This is a genomic window from Vibrio sp. Y10_XG_PY6 (assembly GCF_024181795.1).
Lineage (GTDB): Bacteria > Pseudomonadota > Gammaproteobacteria > Enterobacterales > Vibrionaceae > Vibrio > Vibrio diabolicus.
Map to the genome: position 1 here is coordinate 515,240 of NZ_JAMZAQ010000001.1, position 21,461 is coordinate 536,700.

Sequence of the window (21,461 nt, forward strand, 5' to 3'; positions counted from 1 at the left end):
GATTTTCATGGTCAGATTAGCCGTATTTAGTGCATGTGCGCTGCTTGTGGTCACACAAGCTCATTCTGCGTGTAACTATTTTTCTGATCGTTCTGTTGTGTTTGAAGATAACACCCTTCCTATCTGTGAAGAAATTTTAGATTCCATTGGCGTATTAAGTACGGATGCGTTGATTTGGTATGCTGCGGAAGCGAAATTCGAAGGGCCAACAGAAAACTATTGGGAAGAGTGGGCGATTAAGCCGGAAGACACACCACTCCTAACCCAAAATCTAGAAAAGAATTATTTTGGGCTTGGTTTTTGGATGCCGGAAGAGCTCCGAGACGAAGAGAGCAAAATGGACACAGAAGAGTGGCTCCGTAGTCATGGCCTGATGTTTAGCGTGGGCTTTGGTGATAAATCCGACGGACAGCCAAGAATGCGATTTGATTATCGTTGGCACGAATATTACGACGCTGACTGGATGATGCAGATTGAAGTTCCCTTCTAGTCACCTTGAGCGAACATAAAAAGGGCGTACATCATCCATGTACGCCCTTTTTATTTGAGTCTCTATTTTCTGCGCGCGTTACTCTGCGTAATACTGAAAAGATGGCTCGTTAGAGTGCGACTTATAGCGATTCTCCAAAGACCAAAAAGCAAAGTTGCTCATATTCTTCTGTGTTACCCGCAAAAAGCGTATCGACAATCTGCTCTTCTTTCTTCCCCGACAGCTTCATTTTTCTTGCTTCACGGAGTGTGAGTACCAAGCACAGCTCTTTAGAAATGTCCATGTCACAACCAGGCGTCCACTGATTGATGGTTTTTGTTAACGTTGAGTGCACTAGTTTAGGAGAGAGAGTCAATACTTCATGTCTTACTACCGTCAGCAGATCGGTTTGCAGATCTGAGCGCTCGGCTGTTGTTGCTAGTTTCTCGACGAGGGCTTTTAGCAGCGGTGAAGGTTTCACAAACCCTGCTTGTTGTGAGAAGTCATCATTTAAACGCACAGAAAAATCACAACGATATACACGAGAATTAGGTAAAAAGGTGAGGGAGCTCAAACATCCTTGAGGAATCCAAAAATATTGGCCTGGTTCAATGGCATACTCCTGCTTACCCAATTTAATGACGGCTAACCCTTCGACGACAGACAGCAGACTGTGCTTCAGTGCTTTTTTGCGCGCAGCTACTTCAAGAAAGGGGTATTTAGCGTCGTGAAATTCAATTGCGTAGTTCATTATGAGTACCAGTGTTTTTTGGCGCTAAGGGTAACGTTAAACCTATACGATTCCAACCAGCTGAGAGAATTTTTTAGCATGAGAAATTGTAGCCTAACTGGTATGACCATGTTAAAAGTATGGGTTGAAATGCTGCTTGTCAGCAAAACTATGCGTAAAATGTGCCAGCTTTTTTTGATATGTAATGAACAATGACTGCCAATACCGATCCTTATATTGAAATTCGTCCTTACAATGACGAAGAAATTCCAGCAGCGCTGGATCGTCTAATCCAAGATGATGAATTTATCACTGCTATTCTCGATCATCGCTTTGCTAATAAAGCAGCGTGGTTTAAAACGCTAATGAGCCCGATCCTGCGCATCTATCTGAAAGCTAAATGGAGCAAGCTTGATTCAGTAGAAGCGATTCAGATTGAAGTGAAGAAGTATCTGAAAGATACATTGAATAAGACAACGGATGGCGTCACTTTTTCTGGTTTGGATAAGCTGGATAAAAACACGTCGTACTTATTCGTTTCTAACCACCGTGATATTGCGATGGACCCTGCGCTAGTAAACTATGGCTTGTACCAAAGTGGGCACCGTACGGTTCGTATTGCGATTGGTGACAACCTGCTGAAGAAGCCATGTGCGACAGAATTGATGCGACTCAATAAAAGCTTCATCGTTAAGCGCTCTGCTAAGGCGCCTAGAGAAATGATGAAAGCATTAGGACAACTGTCGAGCTACATTAAACACTCGCTTGATACCGGTAATTCAATTTGGATTGCCCAAAAGGAAGGTCGTGCCAAAGATGGAAACGACTTTACTGATCCTGCGATTTTAAAAATGTTCCATGTTGAAGGCCGCAAGCAGAAGATCAGCTTTGGTGAATACACGCGTTCTTTGAAAATCGTTCCTGTCTCGATTGCCTATGAAAATGATCCATGTGACATTGCCAAAGCAAAAGAGCTGTACGAAAAAGCAGAAAATGGCCGTTATGAAAAAGGTGAATTTGAAGATATCGAAAGCATCATTCAGGGCATCATTGGTTATAAAGGTCGTGTGCATGTCGCGTTTGGTGATGTGATTGATCAAGAGTTTGAAACGCCAGAATCTCTTGCCGGTGAAATCGACCGCCAAATTCACAATAACTACAAGTTGTACCCAATCAACTTGTTAGCTGCTGGACGCGAAGATTCGAGCATCATCACAGAGGCGGTGAAACGTCATCTTGCGGATAAATTGGAGCAGTTACCTGAAGGGGCAAGACCTTATTTGGTGGCGAGCTATGCCAACCCAGTGAACAACCAAGAGTAATATTCATCACTGAATTGATGGATTATGAACGCCTTAAAGCCTCGGTTTTCCGGGGCTTTTTTTGTCTACTTTTTAAGGAGCAACGGCCCCGCCAAGGGTTAAATTGCTAGGCCACTTGGTAATCTTGTTGCCACCTAAAAAGATATTCCCTTTCACCGTCATCGTGTCTGGAAATACTTGTAGCGCTGATCCTCCTATATAAAGGTTACCATCAACCACCAATCCTTCAGGAAGAGCAGAGATAGGAGTGCGAATAACACTTAAATCGCCTTTGACTCGAAGTTTAGCTGGGAGCGTTTTTAATGGTGTATCCGTCAAGTTCAGATAACCGCCGAGTTTGATGCCCCTAGGCCAGCTTTCGATCTTACTACCCAGTAGATTCGCATAACCTTTTATCTTTGTACCTGAGCGAATGGTTTTGAGTGCGCTGTTGGTTGCTTCCAAACTGCCTCCAACATCAAGCCCCTTAGGCAGCTTTTTGATCGGGGTTTGCGAGATATTTAAGTTGCCTTTGACCACTAACCCAGAAGGTAATTGGGTGTAAGGTTTGTTTCGTAGATCAAGATTACCGTAATTATCGGTGTGACCAAACTTAGAGTAGTAATCTAGCTCATATGCGAAAGATGGGAAGCAGAGCAGCATCAAGGTAAGGAAAAGGGAAACAAAACGCATAGCCAGAGACTTAGTTAAACATAGAGATCTTAAGTGCTCATCTTATACTTAAATAGACTCATTATGCATACTTTGTTAACAGTTTTTGATTTTTAGCCCAAGAACTTCAAATTAGGGCTTTATCTGAAAGCATACACGCTCTCACGATGCCGAGTTGCTTCAGTGTGCAAGTTAGGGAATGATTAAGTGATTGATTATATAGTTTATTTAAAAGTAAATGTGAGAAAAATATCAGTAGAGATATGAAGAATATGAGGTTCTGCCAAGAACTGAACAAGCGTCCTTGTTAGTATCATGAGCGTCTGAGGGAGATTTTCATGAAGTTAAAAAGAGTGTCTATTTTTTCCGCTGGTGTTGTAGCAGTACTACTATCTGGGGCCGCTTTTGCTAAATCATACAGTACGCCAGAAAGCAAAGCGCTGGTGGTCGCTGACGGCAAGGTAGGTCAGCGTATCTGTTACTACGATGATAAAGCCTACACCACCGGAGCCGTGATTAATGTTGAGGGTGTATTACTGATGTGTACAGCTGAGAACGATTTTGAAACGAATGGTTCGTTAAAGTGGGTGGTATTCAAAAAAGATAAATAAACGCCAAAAAACGGTCTGTTTAATATTAGGATAACGGAAAAATAAAAAAGCGAGCACAGAGCTCGCTTTTTCCATTAACGCGCGAGTGAGCGAGTTTTTAATTCAAAGATAAGCTTTTCAGCACTTACTTCAAATTTGAATCGAGCCGTCGCTTGGTTTGACTCTTCTGTTATTTCAGAAACATTGTATTCAACATCAGCACATACTGATTTAGCGAGCTCAATGTATTTTTGTAGTTCAGACTCTAGCTCTGTTTTTGTCTGTGCGAAAACCGTTACGTCGGCAACTTCGTCACCTTCTTTGATGATGAAGCCAATCTCGCCTGCGCAGCCGCAAGCTTCACATACTTGGTTTTTTTCTAATTCGACACTCATAACGAATCCTCTTGTAAATACTAAGGGTATTCTATCAGGTATTTGATCTGTATCTACAAAAATGACGAGTTTTGAATAAAAAAAGAACAGAATAGGCGCTTGTTAAGTAAGGGTTAAAGATTGGATTACTAAATCATCAAGAACGTTAATGTGATATATATCAACATTTAAAATCAATTAACGAACATAGTGACGAGATTTCGCTCAGCCCAGTTGAACTAATGGACAATTTATAAGACTATTTCTTGATTGATTATTTTTAATAATTATCATTCTTGGTCTTTGAATAGTTTCGATGAATAATTGGCGCAAGGTTTTGATGAGACTAACTTTTCGCCTTATTTTGAGTAGCATGTATTGACAAAAACATAACTGCAAATTGCACATTACGCACTGTAAAGACGTTATGATTTGGAACTTAACTTTATATTAAGTAGTCGCAGTACATATATCCAAATGGCCTTAATGCGCAGGTGTTAGCGGTTCAATTTTTAGGTTTCGCTTAACGAAGTGCCTTGGGCAATTTGGGTATAATGCTAAGAATGATTTCATTCTGGCCTCATTTAATAGTGAGTTAGATGGATTTACAAAGAGAAGAGCTTAAAATATGCCAAAGCGTAGTAAAGAAGATACCGAAATCACTATCCAAAAGATCATGGATGCCGTTGTTGATCAGCTACTAAGACTAGGTTACGACAAAATGTCGTACACGACTCTAAGTCAGCAGACAGGTATATCTCGTACCGGTATTAGCCATCACTTCCCTAAGAAAACGGACTTCACCGCCGCACTGGATGGCCGTATCTTTAAAATGTTTATTGAACACCTAGAGTTTGATAAAGGGCTAAGTGCATTTTCACAAAGTTGGATTAAAGCACTGGAAGATGCTGAGTTCCTCGCGATTTTACGACTGCTATTCCATCACATTGTTACGGCCGAAAATGCGCAAGAATTTGCTGCTAACGGTATTGACCGTTTATACAAAATGGTTGAAAGCCAGTTTGGCGCAGGTGGTGACAAAGAGCTCGAATGGTTGATTGGTCGTTCATTGATCCAAATGAGCAAGTAATAACAATTGAGAGCGCTAGATGAACACTTGTTTGCTGCTTTGGTTATAAAGCCAAGGCAGAACACAGTAATTTTCTCGCCGCTCTTTTGAGCCCAAGATTCGATTAAATATCAAAGCAAAGGCCCGCAATATGATTATTGCGGGCCTTTGTCGTTTGGAAAGCAGAATAGACGGCTCAGAAGAGATACACGCTAAGCGGCGGCGTGAACTTGAGGAAAGTCTAAAGTTGGATGTTTTGTCACGATGGAGCGGTAGCCATAAACGAGCTCAATGCGTTCTGGCGTCAGTGCATTCCATGGTGTGTCATCACAAACCAGTTTGCCGTTATGTAAAAGTACAAGTCGGTCTGCGTACTGGGAGGCTAAATTCAAGTCATGCAACACGACTACGACCGCGGCGTTCTGTGTTTTCGCGGCCTCACGAGCAATCTTTAACGTGTTGTGTTGGTGGGCGAGATCTAACGCAGAGGTTGGCTCATCAAGCATCAAGATTCGTTTCTCGCCAGATTGGTGTAGCTGTGTCATCACGCGTGCTAGATGTAATCGTTGCTTTTCGCCACCAGATAAAGATGGGTAGAGGCTTTCTGCCAAATGTATTACACCGGTTTGTTCCATGTAATGTAAAGCTAACTTAGTGGTTTCTTTATTGGACAGCGATAGCGGAATCGCGCCTAATTCGACCACTTCTCTGGCTAGAAATGGGAAGGTCAACGTACTGTGCTGTGGAAGCATCGCAATGTGTTTTGCGCTTTTTTCAGGCTCCCAATCATGCTTTTGTTTACCGAAGTAGGCGATGTCATGATTTGAAGAGATTTCACCACACAGAAGCTTGAGCAAAGTACTTTTGCCCGCACCGTTGGGGCCGAGTAGGGCGGTCACTTCACCAGCTCGGATATCAATATTGATGTCATCGAGAACAACGCGCTTGCCAAATTTCATCGAAATGTTTTTACCCGATAAAACGATCTGGTTCATTACAAAATCTTCCCTTTCTGCTGGAACAATAAGTAGATGAAGAAGGGCGCACCGATCAAGGCGGTCACGATACCGACGGGTAATTCTGCTGGTGCCACGGCAATACGAGCAAACATATCAGCAGCGGTAAGAAGCAGCGCTCCCATGAGTGCAGAGATTGGCAGTAGCGTTCTATGGTCGGGGCCTGCTAGCATGCGTCCTAAGTGAGGAATCACGAGCCCAATAAAACCAATTGCACCACTAATACTCACCGTAATACCAACCCCCAATGCAGAGAGCAAAATAAGCTGTCTTTTGAGTTTTTGGACTGGAACTCCCAAGTGTCTTGCTTCTGATTCCCCTAGCAGCAGAGCATTTAGCGCCATCGATTTTTTCTGGAACCAGAATAATAGGACGACCAGCGTGACAGCGGATAGGCCTATCCCCGACCAATTTGCGCCAGCTAATGAGCCCATCGACCAAAGTGTTAGATCTCGTAGCATCTGATCATCAGCGATAAAGTTCATGTAACCGATCGCCGCTCCTGAAAGCGCGCTGATGGCGACACCAGCTAACAACATAATCGTAACTGAGGTACCAAATTTACTTGTGCCGAGTTTATAAACGAGAATGGTCGTCAACGCACCACCTAGGAAAGCAAAAAGAGGCAGCGCAGCTAAGTTCATTAGCTGCGGATAGTTTTGGCTAAACTCAGCAAATACAACAATAGCGAATGCACCACCAAGAGCAGCGCCAGCAGACACGCCAATGATGCCGGGCTCGGCCAACGGGTTACGGAATAAGCCCTGCATAACCACACCACAAATTGCCAAAATGGCGCCGATGAACATACACAAAATGGTGCGAGGTAATCGGATCTCGTTAATCACCAACTGAATGTGAGGAGCGAGATCAGAACTGCTTCCTGTTAGGCTTCGCAAACTGTCAGTGAAACTAATGCTCATTGGACCTACTGTAATAGAGGCGATAGCAACAAATGCTAAAAAGCCGCTAAGTACGGATAACGTCGTTGAAAGGGAGATACGTCTTAACAACATGTCATGTCTCTATGGGTAAAGCAGCGCATTCAAACGTTCGGCTTCTACAAGGCTTTTAAGACCCAAACCACCAACAAGGGCGTGACCGTCAATCGTGATGATATTTTTATTCATTCCCGCAGGTGTTGCGGCGAGAAGTGGCATTGCTTTTAAAATCGCATCGGCACCGCCCAGCGTTTCATAGCTGCGACCGCTAACGAGAATAACGTCAGGCTGCATCTCTACCATGGCTTCTGTGGATAAAGGCTTGTAAGAAGACAGCTGGTCAGCAGCTGGGTTTAGTCCGCCTGCTAGCTGGATAATTGCATCGGGGGTGGTTTCTGATCCTGCAACGTTCGCAGGTCGACCTTCATGGATGAGTAGAAACAGTACTTTCTTTTTCTGAGCTTGAGCAGGTTGATTTGCATTGAGTGCTTGAACTTGCGCTTTCACATCTTGCTTTAAATCTTCCGCTTTAGCCTGGCGATTCATAAGGTTCGCAATTTGATCGATACGTTGGTAAAGGCCCTCAACGTTGGCATCGGTATTGACGATTTCTACATCTACCCCCGCCGCTTTTAATTGGTTCAATGCTGTTTTCGGTCCCATCTCATCAGAGCCAATGACTTTTGTCGGACGTAAGGCGAGCAACCCTTCTGCTGAAAGGCGGCGATGGTAGCCTACTTTAGGCAGTTCCATGCCTTTTGGTAACTGACTGGTTACGTCGATAGCAACCAAGCTATCTTTGGCGTCGAGTTCAAGCAACAGTTCAGTGACGGCACTGCCTGCACTAACAACACGCTCTGATGATGGTGTTTCATTGGCAAAAAGTTGGCTACTCGCAAGTAGGGAAATGGCTGCCGTAACAACAGCATGAATGGTGGCACGTGTGTTCTTCATTTTGAAAGGATCTCTATCTTATTTATTTTTATGACGGCTCTTCAGTGAGTAACTGAGTTGCCTGAATTCCGTTTTCTTGTAAAAAGCCGAGAAGTTGAACTAGCGACTGAATGTTCGCGGTTTTTTCTGCTCCAATCACAATCGGTTTATCGCTTGAATTACTCTCTTCTAGCAGCGCGAGGGTAAAGTTGTCCCAATTGATGTATGTCTTGCCGTTAATGGCCCAGTAAGGCTCGTCTTTAAGAATGTTTACCGTGATGGATTGCTTATCGACATCTGCAACGGCCTGAGATTCTGTACTCGGTAAATTGACATCTAATGAATCGAGCTTGACCGCTGCAGTTAACATCAGGAAAACCATTACGATAAAAATGATGTCCAACAGCGGTGTTAAATCAGGAGTTAAGTCGTTACGAGTGTTGTCTTGTGGCGTTTTAATCATTGTGCTTCTGCCTCGACCTTTGCAGAAGAGCGCACTGCTAATGTTGAATTGTCTGGCGACACGTGTTGCAGAGAGATACCTTCAAGCCATAAGTTGACATAGTTTAATGTGTGTTCGAGTTTGGCGATCACACGATCCGCCCACAAACCAATGATTTGTGCTCCTGAAATCGCAGGAAGGGCGATAATAAGACCTGCTGCAGTAGTGCGCATGGCCAAACCTAGACCGTCTGCCAAATCATTCGGGGTGATATTCCCCGTTGAGACAGCGATGCCTTTGAACATCTCAATTAAGCCAAGTACCGTACCAAGCAAACCAATCAAAGGGCTAATGACGCCAATCAACGTCAGTAAGCGAAGGCCAGAATGCAGCTGATGACGTTTTTCTTGTAGCCAAATGCCTGCGGCATCTTCTCTTAGAGACTTTGAGAAAGAGTGATGGGCAAGCAACATGGCAACGCCACGATAAAGGAGCGGTCGCTTATGCGACAATTCTTCTGCAAGCGTCTCAAGATCGTTTCCATTCGTTGGGTCTAACCCAATGAGTTTTTGGCGAATGGCTCGTTTCCCTACGCCAAGGCTAATCAAAACGTGGAATAACCGCTCGGTAATGATCATGACGGTGAGGGCTGAGCAAATGATCAAAGGCCATGTCATTAGGCCAAGTTGAGTTTGTAATTCTTGTAGTTGTTCCATTATCCATCCAACTTAAAACGAACAGGTACTTGTACTCGGTGAGCCACTTTTAGCCCGCCCGAAATATGTGGTGTAAATTGCCACTGTTTGATGGCACGAAGCGCTGAGGCGTCCAGCGATTTTGTGCCGGAAGACTCAATCAAAACCTGTTTAATTTGATTGCCATTTTCATCGAGCCATATTTCATATAAGGCTACGCCTTCGATACCGCGTCTTTGTGCAGATCTTGGGTAGCGAGGCTGAGTTGGTTGATTCACAAACGTAGGTTTGTCGACCAAAATAGGTTGAGACGTTGCCCCTTTGGATTGGCTCGCTGGCGCGGTTTGCTGAGCGACCATCTCTTTCTTCGCCGGTTCCGTTTTTTTCTTCGGTTTGGCTTCGGGCTGATTCTCTTGTTTTGTTACGGCTTTGGCTGGTTCCACCGTCTTAGGCTTGGATTGTTTAATCGGCTCTGTTTTTTTCTTCACTACCTTTTTCTTAACAGCGTCTTTCTTAACGACCTGTTTCTTTACGATCTTCTTTTCTGGCTCAGGCTGCTCCTGAGGCTGCGGCTCTTTTGGTGGCGCCACATTTTCTGGCGTGGATTTTTCGACGGTAGGTGGTGGTGCCGATACAAGGTTTAAACTTACCGAACTTGCTGGATTTCCAGCAGGCATCGCGAACACTTTCGTTTCTTGAGAAACAAAAAGAAGTGCGGCATGGATGGCAAGGGAAGCACCTCCTGCAATGACATATCTTTGTACGTTCACGGAATATCTCGGGAAACTATGAAAACTTGAGCAGATTATTACTCACAACCGAAATAAGATCAATTATCAATTGCATTATCATTACGCTCAAATTATGATTCTTGCAGATTTTTAAAGACCAGCCTCCATCCCTTATATGGTGGGAGCTAAGCGAGTATATATGAGCGTCGATATCGATAAATTTGACGAATCAGTGTTGGGAAGCGATAGCCCTGACCCATTGCGATTTGCCTTTGTTAAGAAACATTCGGCACACGCTGGCGGAGCGAGCGTGCCTGTACCTCCACCTCAGCAACAGGCAATTTTTTCAAGCGTTACCGCTAACTCGGTTAAAGCGACCAATAAACGTTGTCTTTATATTCACGTTCCATTTTGTCGCGTACGTTGCACCTTTTGTAACTTCTTTCAAAATGCTGCGAGCCGCGCACTGGTTGATGAGTACTTTGACGCACTGATGCAGGAGCTCAAGGAGAAAGCTGCATTGCCTTGGACACAAAACGGTATTTTCCATGCTGTGTATATCGGTGGTGGAACGCCAACGGATCTGTCTCCAGCACAGGTTCGCGTGTTAGGTCAGGCGATTCATGAGCACTTTCCTTTGGCTGCGGATTGTGAAATCACCTTAGAAGGTCGCATCAACCGTTTTTCTGATGAGCTATACCAAGGCGCTCTCGACGGTGGATTTAATCGTTTCTCTTTTGGTGTACAAAGTTTTAATACACAAGTGCGTCGCAGCGCGAAACGGTTAGATGATAGAGAAGATGTGCTAAAGCGAGTTAGCGAGATTGCCAACGATGACAAAATTCCTGTCATTATCGATTTACTCTACGGCTTGCCTTATCAAACCAAAGAAGTGTTAGAGCAAGATTTAAATGATTTTCTCTCGACTGGCGCACACGGACTGGATTTGTATCAGTTGGTGGTTGGTGGGTCAGCTCCCATGCTCAACCTTGTAGAAAAAGGAAAAATCCCCCCACCAGCTACCACGCCAGAAAAAGCAGGCATGTATGAGCTCGGTGTGAACTTTATGGCCAAACACCATATGAAGCAACTGAGTGTGAACCATTGGGCAATCGATAACCGTGAACGTAGTTTATACAACAGTTTAGCCAAGACATATGCAGAGGTACTGCCAATTGGCTGTGGCGCTGGAGGTAATATCGGTGGTTACGGAATGATGCAACATCGCACATTGGCGACCTATATTAAAGCCATCAAAGAAGGGCAAAGCACCATCGCTATGATGATGAAGCAAAGCCCTCTAGAGCCACTATTTGCTGCACTCAAATCCGGGTTTGATCGCGGTATCGTTCAGGCAAACCAACTGCCATCGTTTATGGGGGAGGACACGTTCGGATTTTTAATGCCTCTATTTAAAGTGTGGCAGCAAAAAGGTTTAGTGGAACTGCATGAACGCAGCCTAGTTCTTACTCTTGCTGGTAGTTTCTGGGCAGTTTCGTTGGCTCAAGGTTGTATTCAGGTACTTACGTCAGAGACGAATGAAACCGTACCGAAAGTATCCAATAATTAATGAAAAAGTTGAACAAAGACGGAAAACATATGGAATCAATCAAACAACAAGTTGAAGCATTACTAGAGCAAGAACCGCAATTATTGCCAGCAGCGATGGCAGAACGTCTCAGCATTTCTGAATTTGAGGTTGTTGCGGCTTTGCCGCAGGAAATGGTGGCCATCGCTCCAGGAGCGCAAGCACAAAACATTCTAGAAGGTTTGGTTGGTTTCGGCCCGGTGACGACTATTGTTCACTCTTTTGGCTCTATTTTTGAAGTCAAAGCACCATTCCCAAAAGGAAAAGTGGCGCGTGGCTATTACAATTTAATGGGCAGAGAAGGTGAGCTACACGGTCACTTGAAGCTAGATAATGTTAAAAATGTAGCGTTGGTCAGCAAACCGTTTATGGGTAGAGAGAGTCACTATTTTGGCTTTTTCTCTGAGTGCGGAAGCAATATTTTCAAAGTTTATTTAGGCCGTAACGAAAAGCGCGAGCTACTTGAAGATCAAGTCACCGCATTCCGCGCCCTACAAGCCGAATTGAAAAAGTAATCACAAACATAATCGAGGCTCAACTCGAATACTAATTAGTAAAGTCAGGTATCAATATGGATCAACAAGTTAAACAAGAGCGTTTGCAAGGTCGTTTAGGGCCAGAGATCAAAGAGTTTCGTCAGGAGCGTCGTACGCTTCAGCTTGCAACTGTCGATGCAGAAGGTCGCCCTAATGTAAGCTACGCGCCTTATGTCCAAAATCAGGAAGGCTACTTCGTACTCATTTCTAAAATCGCTCGTCATGCTCGTAACCTTCTAGAAAATCCTAACGTTTCTTTGATGATGATCGAAGATGAAGAATCTTCAAAGCAGTTGTTTGCTCGTAAGCGTTTAACTTTTGATGCTGTGGCAAATGTGGTTGAGCGTGACACGGAGATGTGGCACCAAGTTGTTGGACAAATGAAAGAACGTTTTGGGGAGATAATTGATGGTCTCAGCCAACTAGAGGATTTCGTGTTGTTTAACTTAAAGCCAGAATCGGGGCTATTTGTTAAAGGCTTTGGTCAGGCGTATCAAGTGTCTGGTGATGATTTAGTAGATTTTGTTCACCTTCAAGAAGGTCACAAGAAAATCGAAAGTGCTTGATTGTAAATCGGTCATGTAAATATCGATCATTCGGAATAATGAACGCATAAGGGGAGTTAGGTTATACTGGCTCCCTTTTTTATATTGGAACAAAAGCATGAAGCCTGTGAGCAAGGAATTGAGCGAGATTTGCTATCCGTTTATTTACGAGGACAGTCCAGTTTGTGACTTTGAAATCACGGCAGATGAACTTTGTAGTCGTATTGGCCTTGTTCTCGCTATGGAGTTGGACGAGTTTAGCCGCGATATACTGACAAGAATGCAGCCTAATGTTTATCATCTAAATGGTTCGGTTCGCGGAAAATTAGCGATTACAGAGGCGGAAGTTGAAGAGTTAAAGGCCGATTATGCTTTGCTCAAACAACGCATTGATGGCGGCTTCAAAGGTTTTGTTCTACCCGGAGGGCACCCGGCAGCCAGTCAATTGCATTTGTGCCGTTGCCAAGCTAAAAAAACGGTACGAGCATTAGTTGCCGTTGAACATACAGGTAAGAAACAACCTGCCCCCATTCTATTTCGTTACGCGAACTTATTAGCGAATGTACTTTATAGCTTGGCTTCTTATATTAATCACATCAATCAAGTCGAAGAGACAGAGTTTGTATCTCGTAGTTACTCGATGCCAAAGAAGTGACCTGAGAAACTAGCAGCTGCAAACATCAAAGCTTCTGCGCGAAAAAATGGCCGCAAAACACCATATTCGACAATTTGCTTCTTGGCTGTTTAGTTTAGAGTTAAGAAGCCATAGCTTTGGCTTCTAGTTCTTTTGCACCGCGCAGCATGGCTTCAATCAGCTCACCAGCATTGAACTTCTCAAGCGCCTCGTGTGCGCCAACTTGGTGAGCTCTGTCTACACAGATTTCGCTCGATAACGACGTATGCAAAATGCGGTATGAGTGATTAAGAGCGGAGTCATTTTGCACTTCGAATGCTAACTCGTAGCCGTCAAGCCCTGGCATTTCAATATCACTGACCAAAATATCGATTGGTCGATGAGCCTCAGCCTCGCTTTTCATCAGCTCTAATGCGTCTAAACCATTTTTACAAATTTGGTATCCGATATTGATACTATCAAGAGCATCACACAGCTGTTTACGAGCGATGGAAGAGTCATCCACCAAAAGAATGCTTAATGCTTTTAGGCGCTCACGTTCAACATCTGTCAGCATCGGGATCTTTGAGTTTTCGTATTGCGGATAAATTTTGGAAAGCAGCAGTTCGACATCCAGCATCTGAACCGTTTTGTCTTCGTAGCGAGTAATACCCGTTACGAAAATATTTTTCCCAGCGCTCGCTGGTGGGGTTTCAATGGCTTTCCAATCGCATTCAATGATCTTCTCAATACTACGAACCATAAAGGCGACCACGGTTCGCAAACAGTCTGTCACGATCAAGTAGCAATTCTTGTATTCTTCTTCACTGATAGGACGAAAGCCGACAGCCGCTGACATGTCGATCACAGGCACTGTTAAGTTACGTATTGTAACGGTGCCAATGACGTGATGATGCGAGTAAGGGATCTTCGTGGTTGGCATATACGGAACGATTTCACGGACTTTTAGCGTGCCTATCGCGAAACTCTGTTGCAGGGTGAGTTTGAACATCAACATGCCCTGAGATTGATTCGCTTTACTAACGACTTTTGCCATGAAATAACCTTATAAATACCACCGAATTGTGTCTAATCTAATCTTATCAGACGAAGGCTTCAACCATCGGAGAGACAAATGTGAGCTTTTTAGACAATCTCTTAAAGAATAGTGATTAACTGAGCAAAACTTGGTTGTATTTTAATCTTGTCATGCCGAAAGTTTGATAGCCCCATGTATTTGAGCCTTGAAGCCGCCTAGGTATAAACAAGAAATGTTTGGCGTGTTAAAAGGGATTGGGTACACTTGCGCGACCAGAATAGTGAGAGATAGATCAATGGCAAATACAGCAGCCGCATTACATATTCTTGTGAAGCACAAAGAGCAAGCAGAAGACATTATCAAGCAACTGAAAAAAGGCGCAAAGTTTCAGACACTAGCGAAGAAGTATTCCACTTGCCCGTCAGGTAAGCGCGGTGGTGATCTTGGTGAGTTCCGCCGTGGTCAAATGGTACCTCAGTTCGACAAAGTGTGCTTTTCTGGCGAGGTTCTGACGCCACATCTAGTCAAAACCAAGTTCGGCTGGCATGTTGTAAAAGTGCTTTACAGAACGTAGTGATTTCTTACAGGTAAGCTTGAGCTTTTTAAATATTACCTGTTTCTGCATATTGTGAGTAATACATGACAGGCATAAGTTAAAGCCATGTATTACTCATAAATTTCCTCTATTTTCCCTACTGTTAATCAGTACAAAGAGCTGCCTCATCAAGTTTGATTTGGCATGAGTAAGGTTTTGGAGAGTCCCAATAGATCTTATCAAATTCTGAGTTGCAACCTGCATCTTCCATTAATGCTATATCTCCGTCACATATCAACATAACTGCATTATTACCTTGAAACTCTGAAAGAATTCGATAATTAGAAATGTTTCCATCGATAGCTAACTGTGAGAGTTTGGTGATTTGAGCTGGATTAGCTGACATCGCATTTTCGAAGATTTCTTTTTCTGTTAGTCCTGCTGTTTCTCCAAACTTGAGCTCACCGTCAACAGCTTGGGCTACATCTTTTAAAATCGAGGCCATATCAAACATGACTTCTTCAGAATATTGAGATTTGTTAGCGCAAGAAGTCAATGAGAGAAGAAGGGTGATAACGATGATTAGCTTCATAGATTTCTCCAAGCACTAAGCTGTCCGTTTTCATTTCGACCAGTGTCTAAATTCCAATTTTCAAAAAAGCCAGTATCTTGGTTTTCATAAATGGAAGCTGCCAGCTTTTCCCAAAATATTTGGATTGTCTTAATCGCCTTATCAAAAATTTCATCGTAGTGCTTAATACCATCTGGCGTTTCTAAATCTTGAATATAAGTAGAGTCAACTTCGTTTGGAAGCGGGTAAGTTAACCCTAGCTTGGAAGCCACATGCCTCGCCCAAGGAAATAAGCGATGCGACTCCTCAGCATTATCCACAATGGATTGAAATCCTTCGTGCCAGACGTTTACGTCAGGTTCGCATTCTTTAGCATATTCAGGGTAAGTAGCTGAAAGGGCACTAGACCAAATAGTACGAATAACTGGATCTATTAGGTTGTTGTTACTCTGGTCCACACAACTGCCGATGTTTTCTCTGACTCTATCTGCAAGGCCAATACTTCCGAGTTGCATCCTGGATGGCCAAATATAAGCATCTTGGTGCATTTCGCAAATTCTGTGGTGCTGGGCGTTCTCTGCGTAAGGGCCCACTTTTAATTCAACAACAGGATGAAGAGTAATATCGGTTGCTACATGTGCTACAAAGCCACATAACCATGAGAAGGCTTTTTCAAAGTGTTCGTTATCTTCGGCTTTTACCTGTTGAATAAGAGCATCAATTAGCTTACCAACGTGGTTGTAATGCATTTTATCTGCCCACTTATTTTGCGCAGAATTCATTAGAGCAAGGTAAGGATAGTCGGGGCTTACACAACCGAGCTCTAAATACCGTTTATTTTGAGCTAAAGCCTTTTTTGCTTCTTGAGGTATGTTTAACTTCATCAATGCATTATTAGCAGAAGCTTCATTTACCGCAGTGATATGTGCGAAAGCACCAGGCATAGTAACCTCCATGTACAGTTTAAATGCATGGAGTTTACTATGCAGGCAATATGTTCGCTGCGACTCGAGTCTTAGAAAATAAATGTTTATGTGTTGGATATCGAGCGAGGCATTTGCAAATTATCGCCTTAGGACGTGCGTTATCTATTTTAATGAAATTCGATAATGGCACTTCAAAAAATTCATGAAATCGTGTTATTTGATATAGGAGTCCAACACTTTTAGTACAACTTCCATATCAGCTTCACGCTTTTCTAATTCTTCCTCCAATACGACGTGCTCAAGTAAGTGACCTTTAATTACTTCTCGCATCAAACCATTTACTGCCCCCCGAATAGCGGCAATCTGCTGCAACACATCTTGGCATTCATGCTCTTCTTCCAGCATTTTTTTAAGTCCATTCACCTGACCCTGTATTTTACTGACTCGAGTGTTGAGCTTCTTTTGATCTCTGGTTGTATGCGACATGTCTTATCTTCTTTAAGTTACGGGCCGAGTTATTCTAACTGATAATGTAGCACTCAATTTATACTGGGGGGTAGTATTTAATACTAGGGGGGAGTATGGTTTGCGATAAATTAGAATCAACAACAGAGAACAACAATGGATTTTGTCGCGTTACTACAACAAGGTAATGGGTGGTTCTTTATTCCCAGCGCCATTTTATTAGGAGCGTTACATGGATTAGAGCCAGGACATTCAAAAACGATGATGGCGGCGTTTATTGTGGCCGTAAAAGGAACAGTGAAGCAGGCGGTGATGTTGGGGCTGGCTGCAACGCTTTCCCATACGGCGATCGTATGGATAATTGCTGCGGGTGGGATGTATATAAGCCAAAGATTTACTGCAGAAGCTGCGGAGCCATGGATGCAGCTTATCTCTGGGGTGATTATCGTTTCGACGGGTTTATGGATGTTCTGGAGAACGTGGAGCGATGAGCGAGCTTGGCACAAAGCTCATAAGCAAGCTCGAGACTGGAGAACGCAAGTTGTCGATACTGGTCATGGGCATCTATCGCTTTCTATCGTAGATGAAGGGCATCACTGCCGTTTTCAGTTACGCACACTTAACGGTAAGCCTTTAACGGCTGAAAACGTTAAACTAGTGCTACCCAACGCAATCAGACAGCCTTCTGATATTTATCACTTTATTTATCGCGATGGCTATTTGGAATCCGCCTCCTGTGTTGAAGCCTCTGATGATTTTTTCGTCACGTTGATGGTCGGGCACCATGATCACACCCACGATTTCGAGGTGCATTTTCATGCGGATTCCCACTCGGAAGGTGGGAATAAAGAGTACCAAGACGCTCATGAGCGTGCTCACGCTCTAGATATTCAAAAGCGCTTTGGCGATCGAGATGTTACCAATGGACAAATACTTCTGTTTGGTTTGACTGGTGGGTTAATACCATGCCCGGCGGCGGTCACTGTTTTACTCATTTGTTTGCAACTTAAGGCCATGACACTTGGTGCAACCTTGGTGGTGTCGTTCAGTATTGGTCTAGCGTTAACTTTAGTTGCGGTTGGTGTTGTCGCGGCAGTGGGCGTTCAAAAAGCAACATCGAAGTGGAGTGGTTTGAACGATGTGGCTCGTCGTGCACCTTATCTATCGGGGATCTTGATTAGTGCCGTTGGTGTATATATGGGCATGCACGGGTTTACGACGTTAATGAGCTAAGCTCTGTTGTAATTATTACGTCGCTTTTTGTTTATTAAAGGTAGCTCTTTCATGTTGTGGATGATTACTAAGTACGCGTTAACCGCAGGAATAGTGGTGCTGATATCTGAAGTTGCCAAGAGAAGTGATAAAGCGGGAGCGCTGATTGCAGCGCTCCCGACGGTCACTATTTTAGCTTTGATTTGGATGTATATTGAAGGGCAAGGTCAGGAAAAGCTCGCGAACCACGCGTTTTATACTTTTTGGTATGTACTGCCTACATTGCCGATGTTTCTAGTTTTTCCTTTCTTACTGAGCCGATATTCGTTTTGGTTCTCTTTGGGAATTTGCGCCATTATTTCAATCGTTTGTTTCTTTATTGTGACCATCGTTATTAAAGAGTTTGGAATAGAATTAACTTAATTGAGCAAAGGAGAATTGTAAGAATATAGGTCGAAGCGTTCGCTTATTTATATTTTCAAGGCTCTAACTAGAACTCTTTCTTTAACGCTCGATGACAGTGTGGCCGCTTACTTGAAGTTAGCGATTGCTCTCTTGTCTTTCAGCCAAACCTCGTAGAAATGTGACGTTTTGAAGACTTTTCTTCCTTCATTCTAAAGTTATCGGTAATCAGGCAGATACAGTGGCTACAAAGTTACGTCTAGCTTTGCCAAACAGGCTAAAAATACAGTTTGTATTGGTTATAAGAGGCGAAAGGCTTAACGCTCTGTCGTGAGCATCACATTGAATTGTACCGAGACAATTAAAATGAAAAGAATCATCTTATTAGCCGTTTGCGCCATGTTTGGTATTGCTGTCGTGGCAAGTATGGCATCAACGTACCTAATTTCGAGTCAGAAAATCGATGACATCATCTTAAACAAATCCCAAGTTCAAGCTGAGTTTTTAGCAGGAAATGCAAGTTATATTTTGGAGAACTCAGCCAATCCAATGCAAGACTTACAATCGCTCGTTGAGGATTTGAAACAACGTTCAGACGTAAGCTATGCAGTCGTAATTGATCGCAATGTGACGGCGGTTGCTCACAGTGATAAGCAAAAGCTAAATAAAACCTACAATGATAACTACACCGTTGAAGGTGCAACCAAGGGGGTACAACAGTATTCAAAGTGGTATGCCGATGTCCAGAAAGTGTGGGTGTTTGATATCATGGCGCCGATCTACGTGAATGGTCAGTTGTACGGCACGTTTGATATTGGTATTCCTATTACAGAGGTAAGCCAAGCGACGAATGGAATTATTACTTCCCAACTGATTTCCATGGTGGTGATCTTCGTTCTGTGTGTTTTGGCTCTATCGCTGCTACTCAACAAGCTGATGCGACCGCTCTCTGCGCTTAAGGAGGCGTTGCAAGACATCTCGAAAGGTGACGGAGACTTAACGGTTCGTTTGCCAGCAAAAGGTAATGATGAAGTCGCACAAATTTCTTCGGCGTTCAACGTGTTTGTTGGCAAGGTACATGAAATCATTACACAAGTTGTAAATACTGGTATAGAGCTGAATGGTTCCGCTGTCGCACTGCGTGGACAATCTCAACAAGCGCTTGCAAGAGGGCAGGAGCAGAATGAGCAAACCATGCTGGTTGTCACGTCTATGAACGAAATGATCGCGACCGTCAACGAAATCGCGTCAAATGCTGCTGGTGCAGCAAGTGCTGCGAGCACGGCAAGTAATGAGACTCAAGATGGCTACAAGACGCTAGAACGCACTAAGACGGCGATGACGAATCTTGAAAACGAGATGAACAGTACTTCCAATATTATCGTAAGTCTTGCGGACAACACTCAGTCGATTGGTAGTATTCTCGAAGTCATTAGAGGGATCTCTGAGCAAACGAATCTATTGGCGTTAAATGCCGCTATTGAAGCAGCGCGCGCCGGTGATGCCGGACGAGGTTTCGCCGTAGTGGCAGACGAGGTTCGTAATCTTGCAACTAAAACGGCTCAGTCCACTGATGAAATTGACAACATGATCCATCAGTTGCAAACCGAAGCCCAAAGTGCGGTTAATTCAATGAGTAATAGTAGAACCCTAATTGAAGAAGGCACTGCAGAAACGGAGCTCGCTCGACAAGCACTAGAGGCTATTGCAGATCAAGTGACCACCATTTTGGATATCAATACTCAGGTGGCAACGGCAACAGAACAGCAATCGACGGTAGCAAATGAAATTAACATGAATATGGATACCGTCAGTCACTCCGTGAAAAACGCGCTAACGGCGAGTGAGCAATTGGAAGAATCAAGTCAACAACTTGCGGAATTATCGAGAACTCTCGATCGTCACGTAGGAGCGTTTAGAATTTAAACGCCAACGGAAATCCTTTTGCAAAAGCCAGTAAATCTCGATTGCTGGCTTTTTGGCTTTTTTATTTGAGAAAATCTCATGTCGAATTGCTCTACTATGCCAGTTTTTATAGTTATTGGGATAAATGATTAGTGATTAACTAGGCGTTAAGTTTCGCGAGTTGTTTTAAGTGCTCAACAAACATAGAGATTTTCTTGGCTAAGTGCTTTCTAGAAGAGTAAAACGCATAAAGCACTAAATCTTCAGGTTCGTATTCTAGAGGGATGACTTCAAGCTTGCCGCTCTCGATCTCACCTTTGCATGATTCTATTGGAAGTATTGCGTATCCAAGCCCTGATAACGCGCCAGATTTAGCGAGATGGCCACTGTTTACTTTGAACGAGGATTGTACTGTTTGCGTAATATGACCTCCGTCAGGGTTTTTAAACACCCAGGGAGCACCATTTACTGCAGTAAGTGTCGTGATACAGGGAACATGATTTAAATCCGTAATTTTGTAAGGGCTGGCGTACTTATTAAGCAGTTGAGGTGCTGCCAAAATAGCACTGGGCCAGCGTTTTACTTCCCTTGCTACCCAGTTGCTGTCAGACAAAGTCCCTCTATGAAAACTCAAAATGACATCAAAGCTGTCAATAACCTCATCTTTAGGGTTTAGCGTTGTATCGCAAGACAAAGAGATTGAAGGGTATTGCGTGCAAAAGGTGACAACCGCTTTGGCCAGTACAGGTGTGTCTGGCATAAGAATACGTAGCTCTCCCGTTACTGTGTGCGAGTGGCGAGTCACGGTTTCTAGAGCGTTGTTGAGTTGTTCTAATAATGGACGAGTGCTGCTATAGAGTTCTTCTCCTGCCTCGGTAGGTGTCATTCGCCTTGTCGTTCTATTGAACAACCTGATGTTTAACTTTTCTTCAAGCAGGGCAATATGTCGGCTGACATTCGATGTTGGTATATTCAAACACTCAGCGGCTCGCTTAAAGCTGTTGTTCTCATAAACACAGTGAAAACTTTTTAACCAGGTTTGGTCGACGTTATCAAACATTCTATTGTCCCACTTTATTGGATTATCAAGCCAGCATATTGCACTTTATCCTCAGACTGAGTTGCATACAATTTTATTTAAAAGTCAGAGCGGGCAAACGA

At 43.5% G+C, this 21,461-nt stretch carries 26 protein-coding genes; 12 read left to right on the forward strand and 14 right to left on the reverse strand.

Annotated features, from left to right (window positions below; all coding sequences use genetic code 11):
• Positions 1-7: 7 nt before the first annotated feature.
• Positions 8-490 (forward strand): hypothetical protein, encoded by a 483-nt coding sequence (locus NL644_RS02285; RefSeq protein WP_006742203.1) that lies wholly within the window; start codon positions 8-10, stop codon positions 488-490.
• 121 nt (positions 491-611) lie between these two features.
• On the opposite strand, the gene NL644_RS02290 is transcribed toward NL644_RS02285, so the two are convergent.
• Positions 612-1,220, reverse strand: a complete 609-nt coding sequence (locus NL644_RS02290; protein ID WP_114322838.1) for an AraC family transcriptional regulator — start codon at positions 1,218-1,220, stop codon at positions 612-614.
• A gap of 191 nt (positions 1,221-1,411) precedes the next feature.
• On the opposite strand from NL644_RS02290, the gene NL644_RS02295 reads away from it, so the two are divergent.
• Complete coding sequence (locus NL644_RS02295) at positions 1,412-2,521, forward strand: 1-acyl-sn-glycerol-3-phosphate acyltransferase (RefSeq protein ID WP_006742201.1); 1,110 nt, start codon at positions 1,412-1,414, stop codon at positions 2,519-2,521.
• A 72-nt stretch (positions 2,522-2,593) separates the two neighbouring features.
• Here the strand turns inward: NL644_RS02295 and NL644_RS02300 are convergent, their stop codons facing one another.
• Positions 2,594-3,193: a hypothetical protein gene (locus tag NL644_RS02300; RefSeq protein WP_031780261.1), complete on the reverse strand. Its 600-nt coding sequence runs from the start codon at positions 3,191-3,193 to the stop codon at positions 2,594-2,596.
• Positions 3,194-3,510: 317 nt separating this feature from the next.
• Here NL644_RS02300 and NL644_RS02305 point away from each other — a divergent pair, with 317 nt between their 5' ends.
• On the forward strand, positions 3,511-3,783 hold the full coding sequence (locus NL644_RS02305; protein WP_182032997.1) for a YnjH family protein: 273 nt from the start codon (positions 3,511-3,513) through the stop codon (positions 3,781-3,783).
• A 74-nt stretch (positions 3,784-3,857) separates the two neighbouring features.
• Here the strand turns inward: NL644_RS02305 and NL644_RS02310 are convergent, their stop codons facing one another.
• Positions 3,858-4,157 (reverse strand): YfcZ/YiiS family protein, encoded by a 300-nt coding sequence (locus NL644_RS02310; RefSeq protein ID WP_005375307.1) that lies wholly within the window; start codon positions 4,155-4,157, stop codon positions 3,858-3,860.
• A gap of 607 nt (positions 4,158-4,764) precedes the next feature.
• Between NL644_RS02310 and NL644_RS02315 the strand changes: the two genes are divergently transcribed.
• Entirely contained in the window at positions 4,765-5,226 is a 462-nt protein-coding gene (locus NL644_RS02315) for a TetR/AcrR family transcriptional regulator (protein WP_005392508.1), read from the forward strand.
• A 191-nt stretch (positions 5,227-5,417) separates the two neighbouring features.
• Here NL644_RS02315 and NL644_RS02320 read toward each other — a convergent pair whose 3' ends face one another.
• From NL644_RS02320 to NL644_RS02345, 6 genes are read right to left on the reverse strand one after another with little or no spacing between them, the layout of a single operon-like run.
• A complete protein-coding gene (locus NL644_RS02320; protein WP_006742198.1) occupies positions 5,418-6,200 on the reverse strand; it encodes a heme ABC transporter ATP-binding protein in 783 nt (260 codons plus the stop codon).
• Entirely contained in the window at positions 6,200-7,237 is a 1,038-nt protein-coding gene (locus tag NL644_RS02325) for an iron ABC transporter permease (protein WP_012842435.1), read from the reverse strand. Before NL644_RS02325 ends, NL644_RS02320 begins: the two co-directional genes overlap by 1 nt.
• A 9-nt stretch (positions 7,238-7,246) precedes the next feature.
• On the reverse strand, positions 7,247-8,116 hold the full coding sequence (locus tag NL644_RS02330) for a hemin ABC transporter substrate-binding protein (protein WP_012842436.1): 870 nt from the start codon (positions 8,114-8,116) through the stop codon (positions 7,247-7,249).
• Positions 8,117-8,144: 28 nt separating this feature from the next.
• Entirely contained in the window at positions 8,145-8,558 is a 414-nt protein-coding gene (locus tag NL644_RS02335) for a biopolymer transporter ExbD (protein WP_243327580.1), read from the reverse strand.
• A complete protein-coding gene (locus NL644_RS02340; protein ID WP_005392513.1) occupies positions 8,555-9,253 on the reverse strand; it encodes a MotA/TolQ/ExbB proton channel family protein in 699 nt (232 codons plus the stop codon). Before NL644_RS02340 ends, NL644_RS02335 begins: the two co-directional genes overlap by 4 nt.
• The gene (locus NL644_RS02345; protein ID WP_253657926.1) at positions 9,253-10,002 is read right to left on the reverse strand and encodes an energy transducer TonB; all 750 of its coding nucleotides are present in this window, start codon (positions 10,000-10,002) and stop codon (positions 9,253-9,255) included. The genes NL644_RS02340 and NL644_RS02345 overlap by 1 nt, the downstream gene beginning before the upstream one ends.
• A gap of 160 nt (positions 10,003-10,162) precedes the next feature.
• On the opposite strand from NL644_RS02345, the gene hutW reads away from it, so the two are divergent.
• The 4 genes from hutW to NL644_RS02365 all read left to right on the forward strand — a co-directional run bounded on the left by hutW (position 10,163) and on the right by NL644_RS02365 (position 13,287).
• On the forward strand, positions 10,163-11,533 hold the full coding sequence (gene hutW / locus NL644_RS02350) for a heme anaerobic degradation radical SAM methyltransferase ChuW/HutW (RefSeq protein WP_253657927.1): 1,371 nt from the start codon (positions 10,163-10,165) through the stop codon (positions 11,531-11,533).
• A 29-nt stretch (positions 11,534-11,562) separates the two neighbouring features.
• Positions 11,563-12,066 carry a heme utilization cystosolic carrier protein HutX gene (hutX, locus tag NL644_RS02355; RefSeq protein WP_164665812.1) on the forward strand — a complete coding sequence of 168 codons (504 nt, stop codon included), beginning with the start codon at positions 11,563-11,565 and terminating at the stop codon, positions 12,064-12,066.
• A 56-nt stretch (positions 12,067-12,122) separates the two neighbouring features.
• Positions 12,123-12,653, forward strand: a complete 531-nt coding sequence (gene hutZ, locus NL644_RS02360; protein ID WP_006742192.1) for a heme utilization protein HutZ — start codon at positions 12,123-12,125, stop codon at positions 12,651-12,653.
• A 97-nt stretch (positions 12,654-12,750) separates the two neighbouring features.
• Positions 12,751-13,287 (forward strand): ATP:cob(I)alamin adenosyltransferase, encoded by a 537-nt coding sequence (locus tag NL644_RS02365; RefSeq protein WP_253657928.1) that lies wholly within the window; start codon positions 12,751-12,753, stop codon positions 13,285-13,287.
• Between the two features lie 100 nt (positions 13,288-13,387).
• On the opposite strand, the gene NL644_RS02370 is transcribed toward NL644_RS02365, so the two are convergent.
• On the reverse strand, positions 13,388-14,302 hold the full coding sequence (locus tag NL644_RS02370; RefSeq protein WP_005392519.1) for a chemotaxis protein: 915 nt from the start codon (positions 14,300-14,302) through the stop codon (positions 13,388-13,390).
• A 214-nt stretch (positions 14,303-14,516) separates the two neighbouring features.
• Between NL644_RS02370 and ppiC the strand changes: the two genes are divergently transcribed.
• Positions 14,517-14,858, forward strand: coding sequence for a peptidylprolyl isomerase PpiC (ppiC, locus tag NL644_RS02375; RefSeq protein ID WP_074189873.1), 342 nt, complete (start codon positions 14,517-14,519; stop codon positions 14,856-14,858).
• Positions 14,859-14,982: 124 nt separating this feature from the next.
• On the opposite strand, the gene NL644_RS02380 is transcribed toward ppiC, so the two are convergent.
• From NL644_RS02380 to rcnR, 3 genes are all read right to left on the reverse strand, one after another.
• A complete protein-coding gene (locus NL644_RS02380) occupies positions 14,983-15,411 on the reverse strand; it encodes a hypothetical protein (protein WP_253657929.1) in 429 nt (142 codons plus the stop codon).
• Positions 15,408-16,334, reverse strand: coding sequence for a zinc dependent phospholipase C family protein (locus NL644_RS02385; RefSeq protein WP_253657930.1), 927 nt, complete (start codon positions 16,332-16,334; stop codon positions 15,408-15,410). The genes NL644_RS02380 and NL644_RS02385 overlap by 4 nt, the downstream gene beginning before the upstream one ends.
• 195 nt (positions 16,335-16,529) lie before the next feature.
• Positions 16,530-16,802, reverse strand: a complete 273-nt coding sequence (gene rcnR / locus NL644_RS02390; RefSeq protein WP_031780262.1) for a Ni(II)/Co(II)-binding transcriptional repressor RcnR — start codon at positions 16,800-16,802, stop codon at positions 16,530-16,532.
• Positions 16,803-16,937: 135 nt separating this feature from the next.
• On the opposite strand from rcnR, the gene NL644_RS02395 reads away from it, so the two are divergent.
• From NL644_RS02395 to NL644_RS02405, 3 genes are all read left to right on the forward strand, one after another.
• The gene (locus NL644_RS02395) at positions 16,938-18,014 is read left to right on the forward strand and encodes a nickel/cobalt efflux protein RcnA (protein WP_253657931.1); all 1,077 of its coding nucleotides are present in this window, start codon (positions 16,938-16,940) and stop codon (positions 18,012-18,014) included.
• 51 nt (positions 18,015-18,065) lie between these two features.
• Complete coding sequence (locus NL644_RS02400; RefSeq protein WP_005392525.1) at positions 18,066-18,416, forward strand: DUF3147 family protein; 351 nt, start codon at positions 18,066-18,068, stop codon at positions 18,414-18,416.
• 345 nt (positions 18,417-18,761) lie between these two features.
• Complete coding sequence (locus NL644_RS02405; protein ID WP_046873752.1) at positions 18,762-20,321, forward strand: methyl-accepting chemotaxis protein; 1,560 nt, start codon at positions 18,762-18,764, stop codon at positions 20,319-20,321.
• Positions 20,322-20,460: 139 nt separating this feature from the next.
• Here the strand turns inward: NL644_RS02405 and NL644_RS02410 are convergent, their stop codons facing one another.
• Positions 20,461-21,360 carry a LysR family transcriptional regulator gene (locus tag NL644_RS02410; RefSeq protein ID WP_253657932.1) on the reverse strand — a complete coding sequence of 300 codons (900 nt, stop codon included), beginning with the start codon at positions 21,358-21,360 and terminating at the stop codon, positions 20,461-20,463.
• Positions 21,361-21,461: the final 101 nt, after the last annotated feature.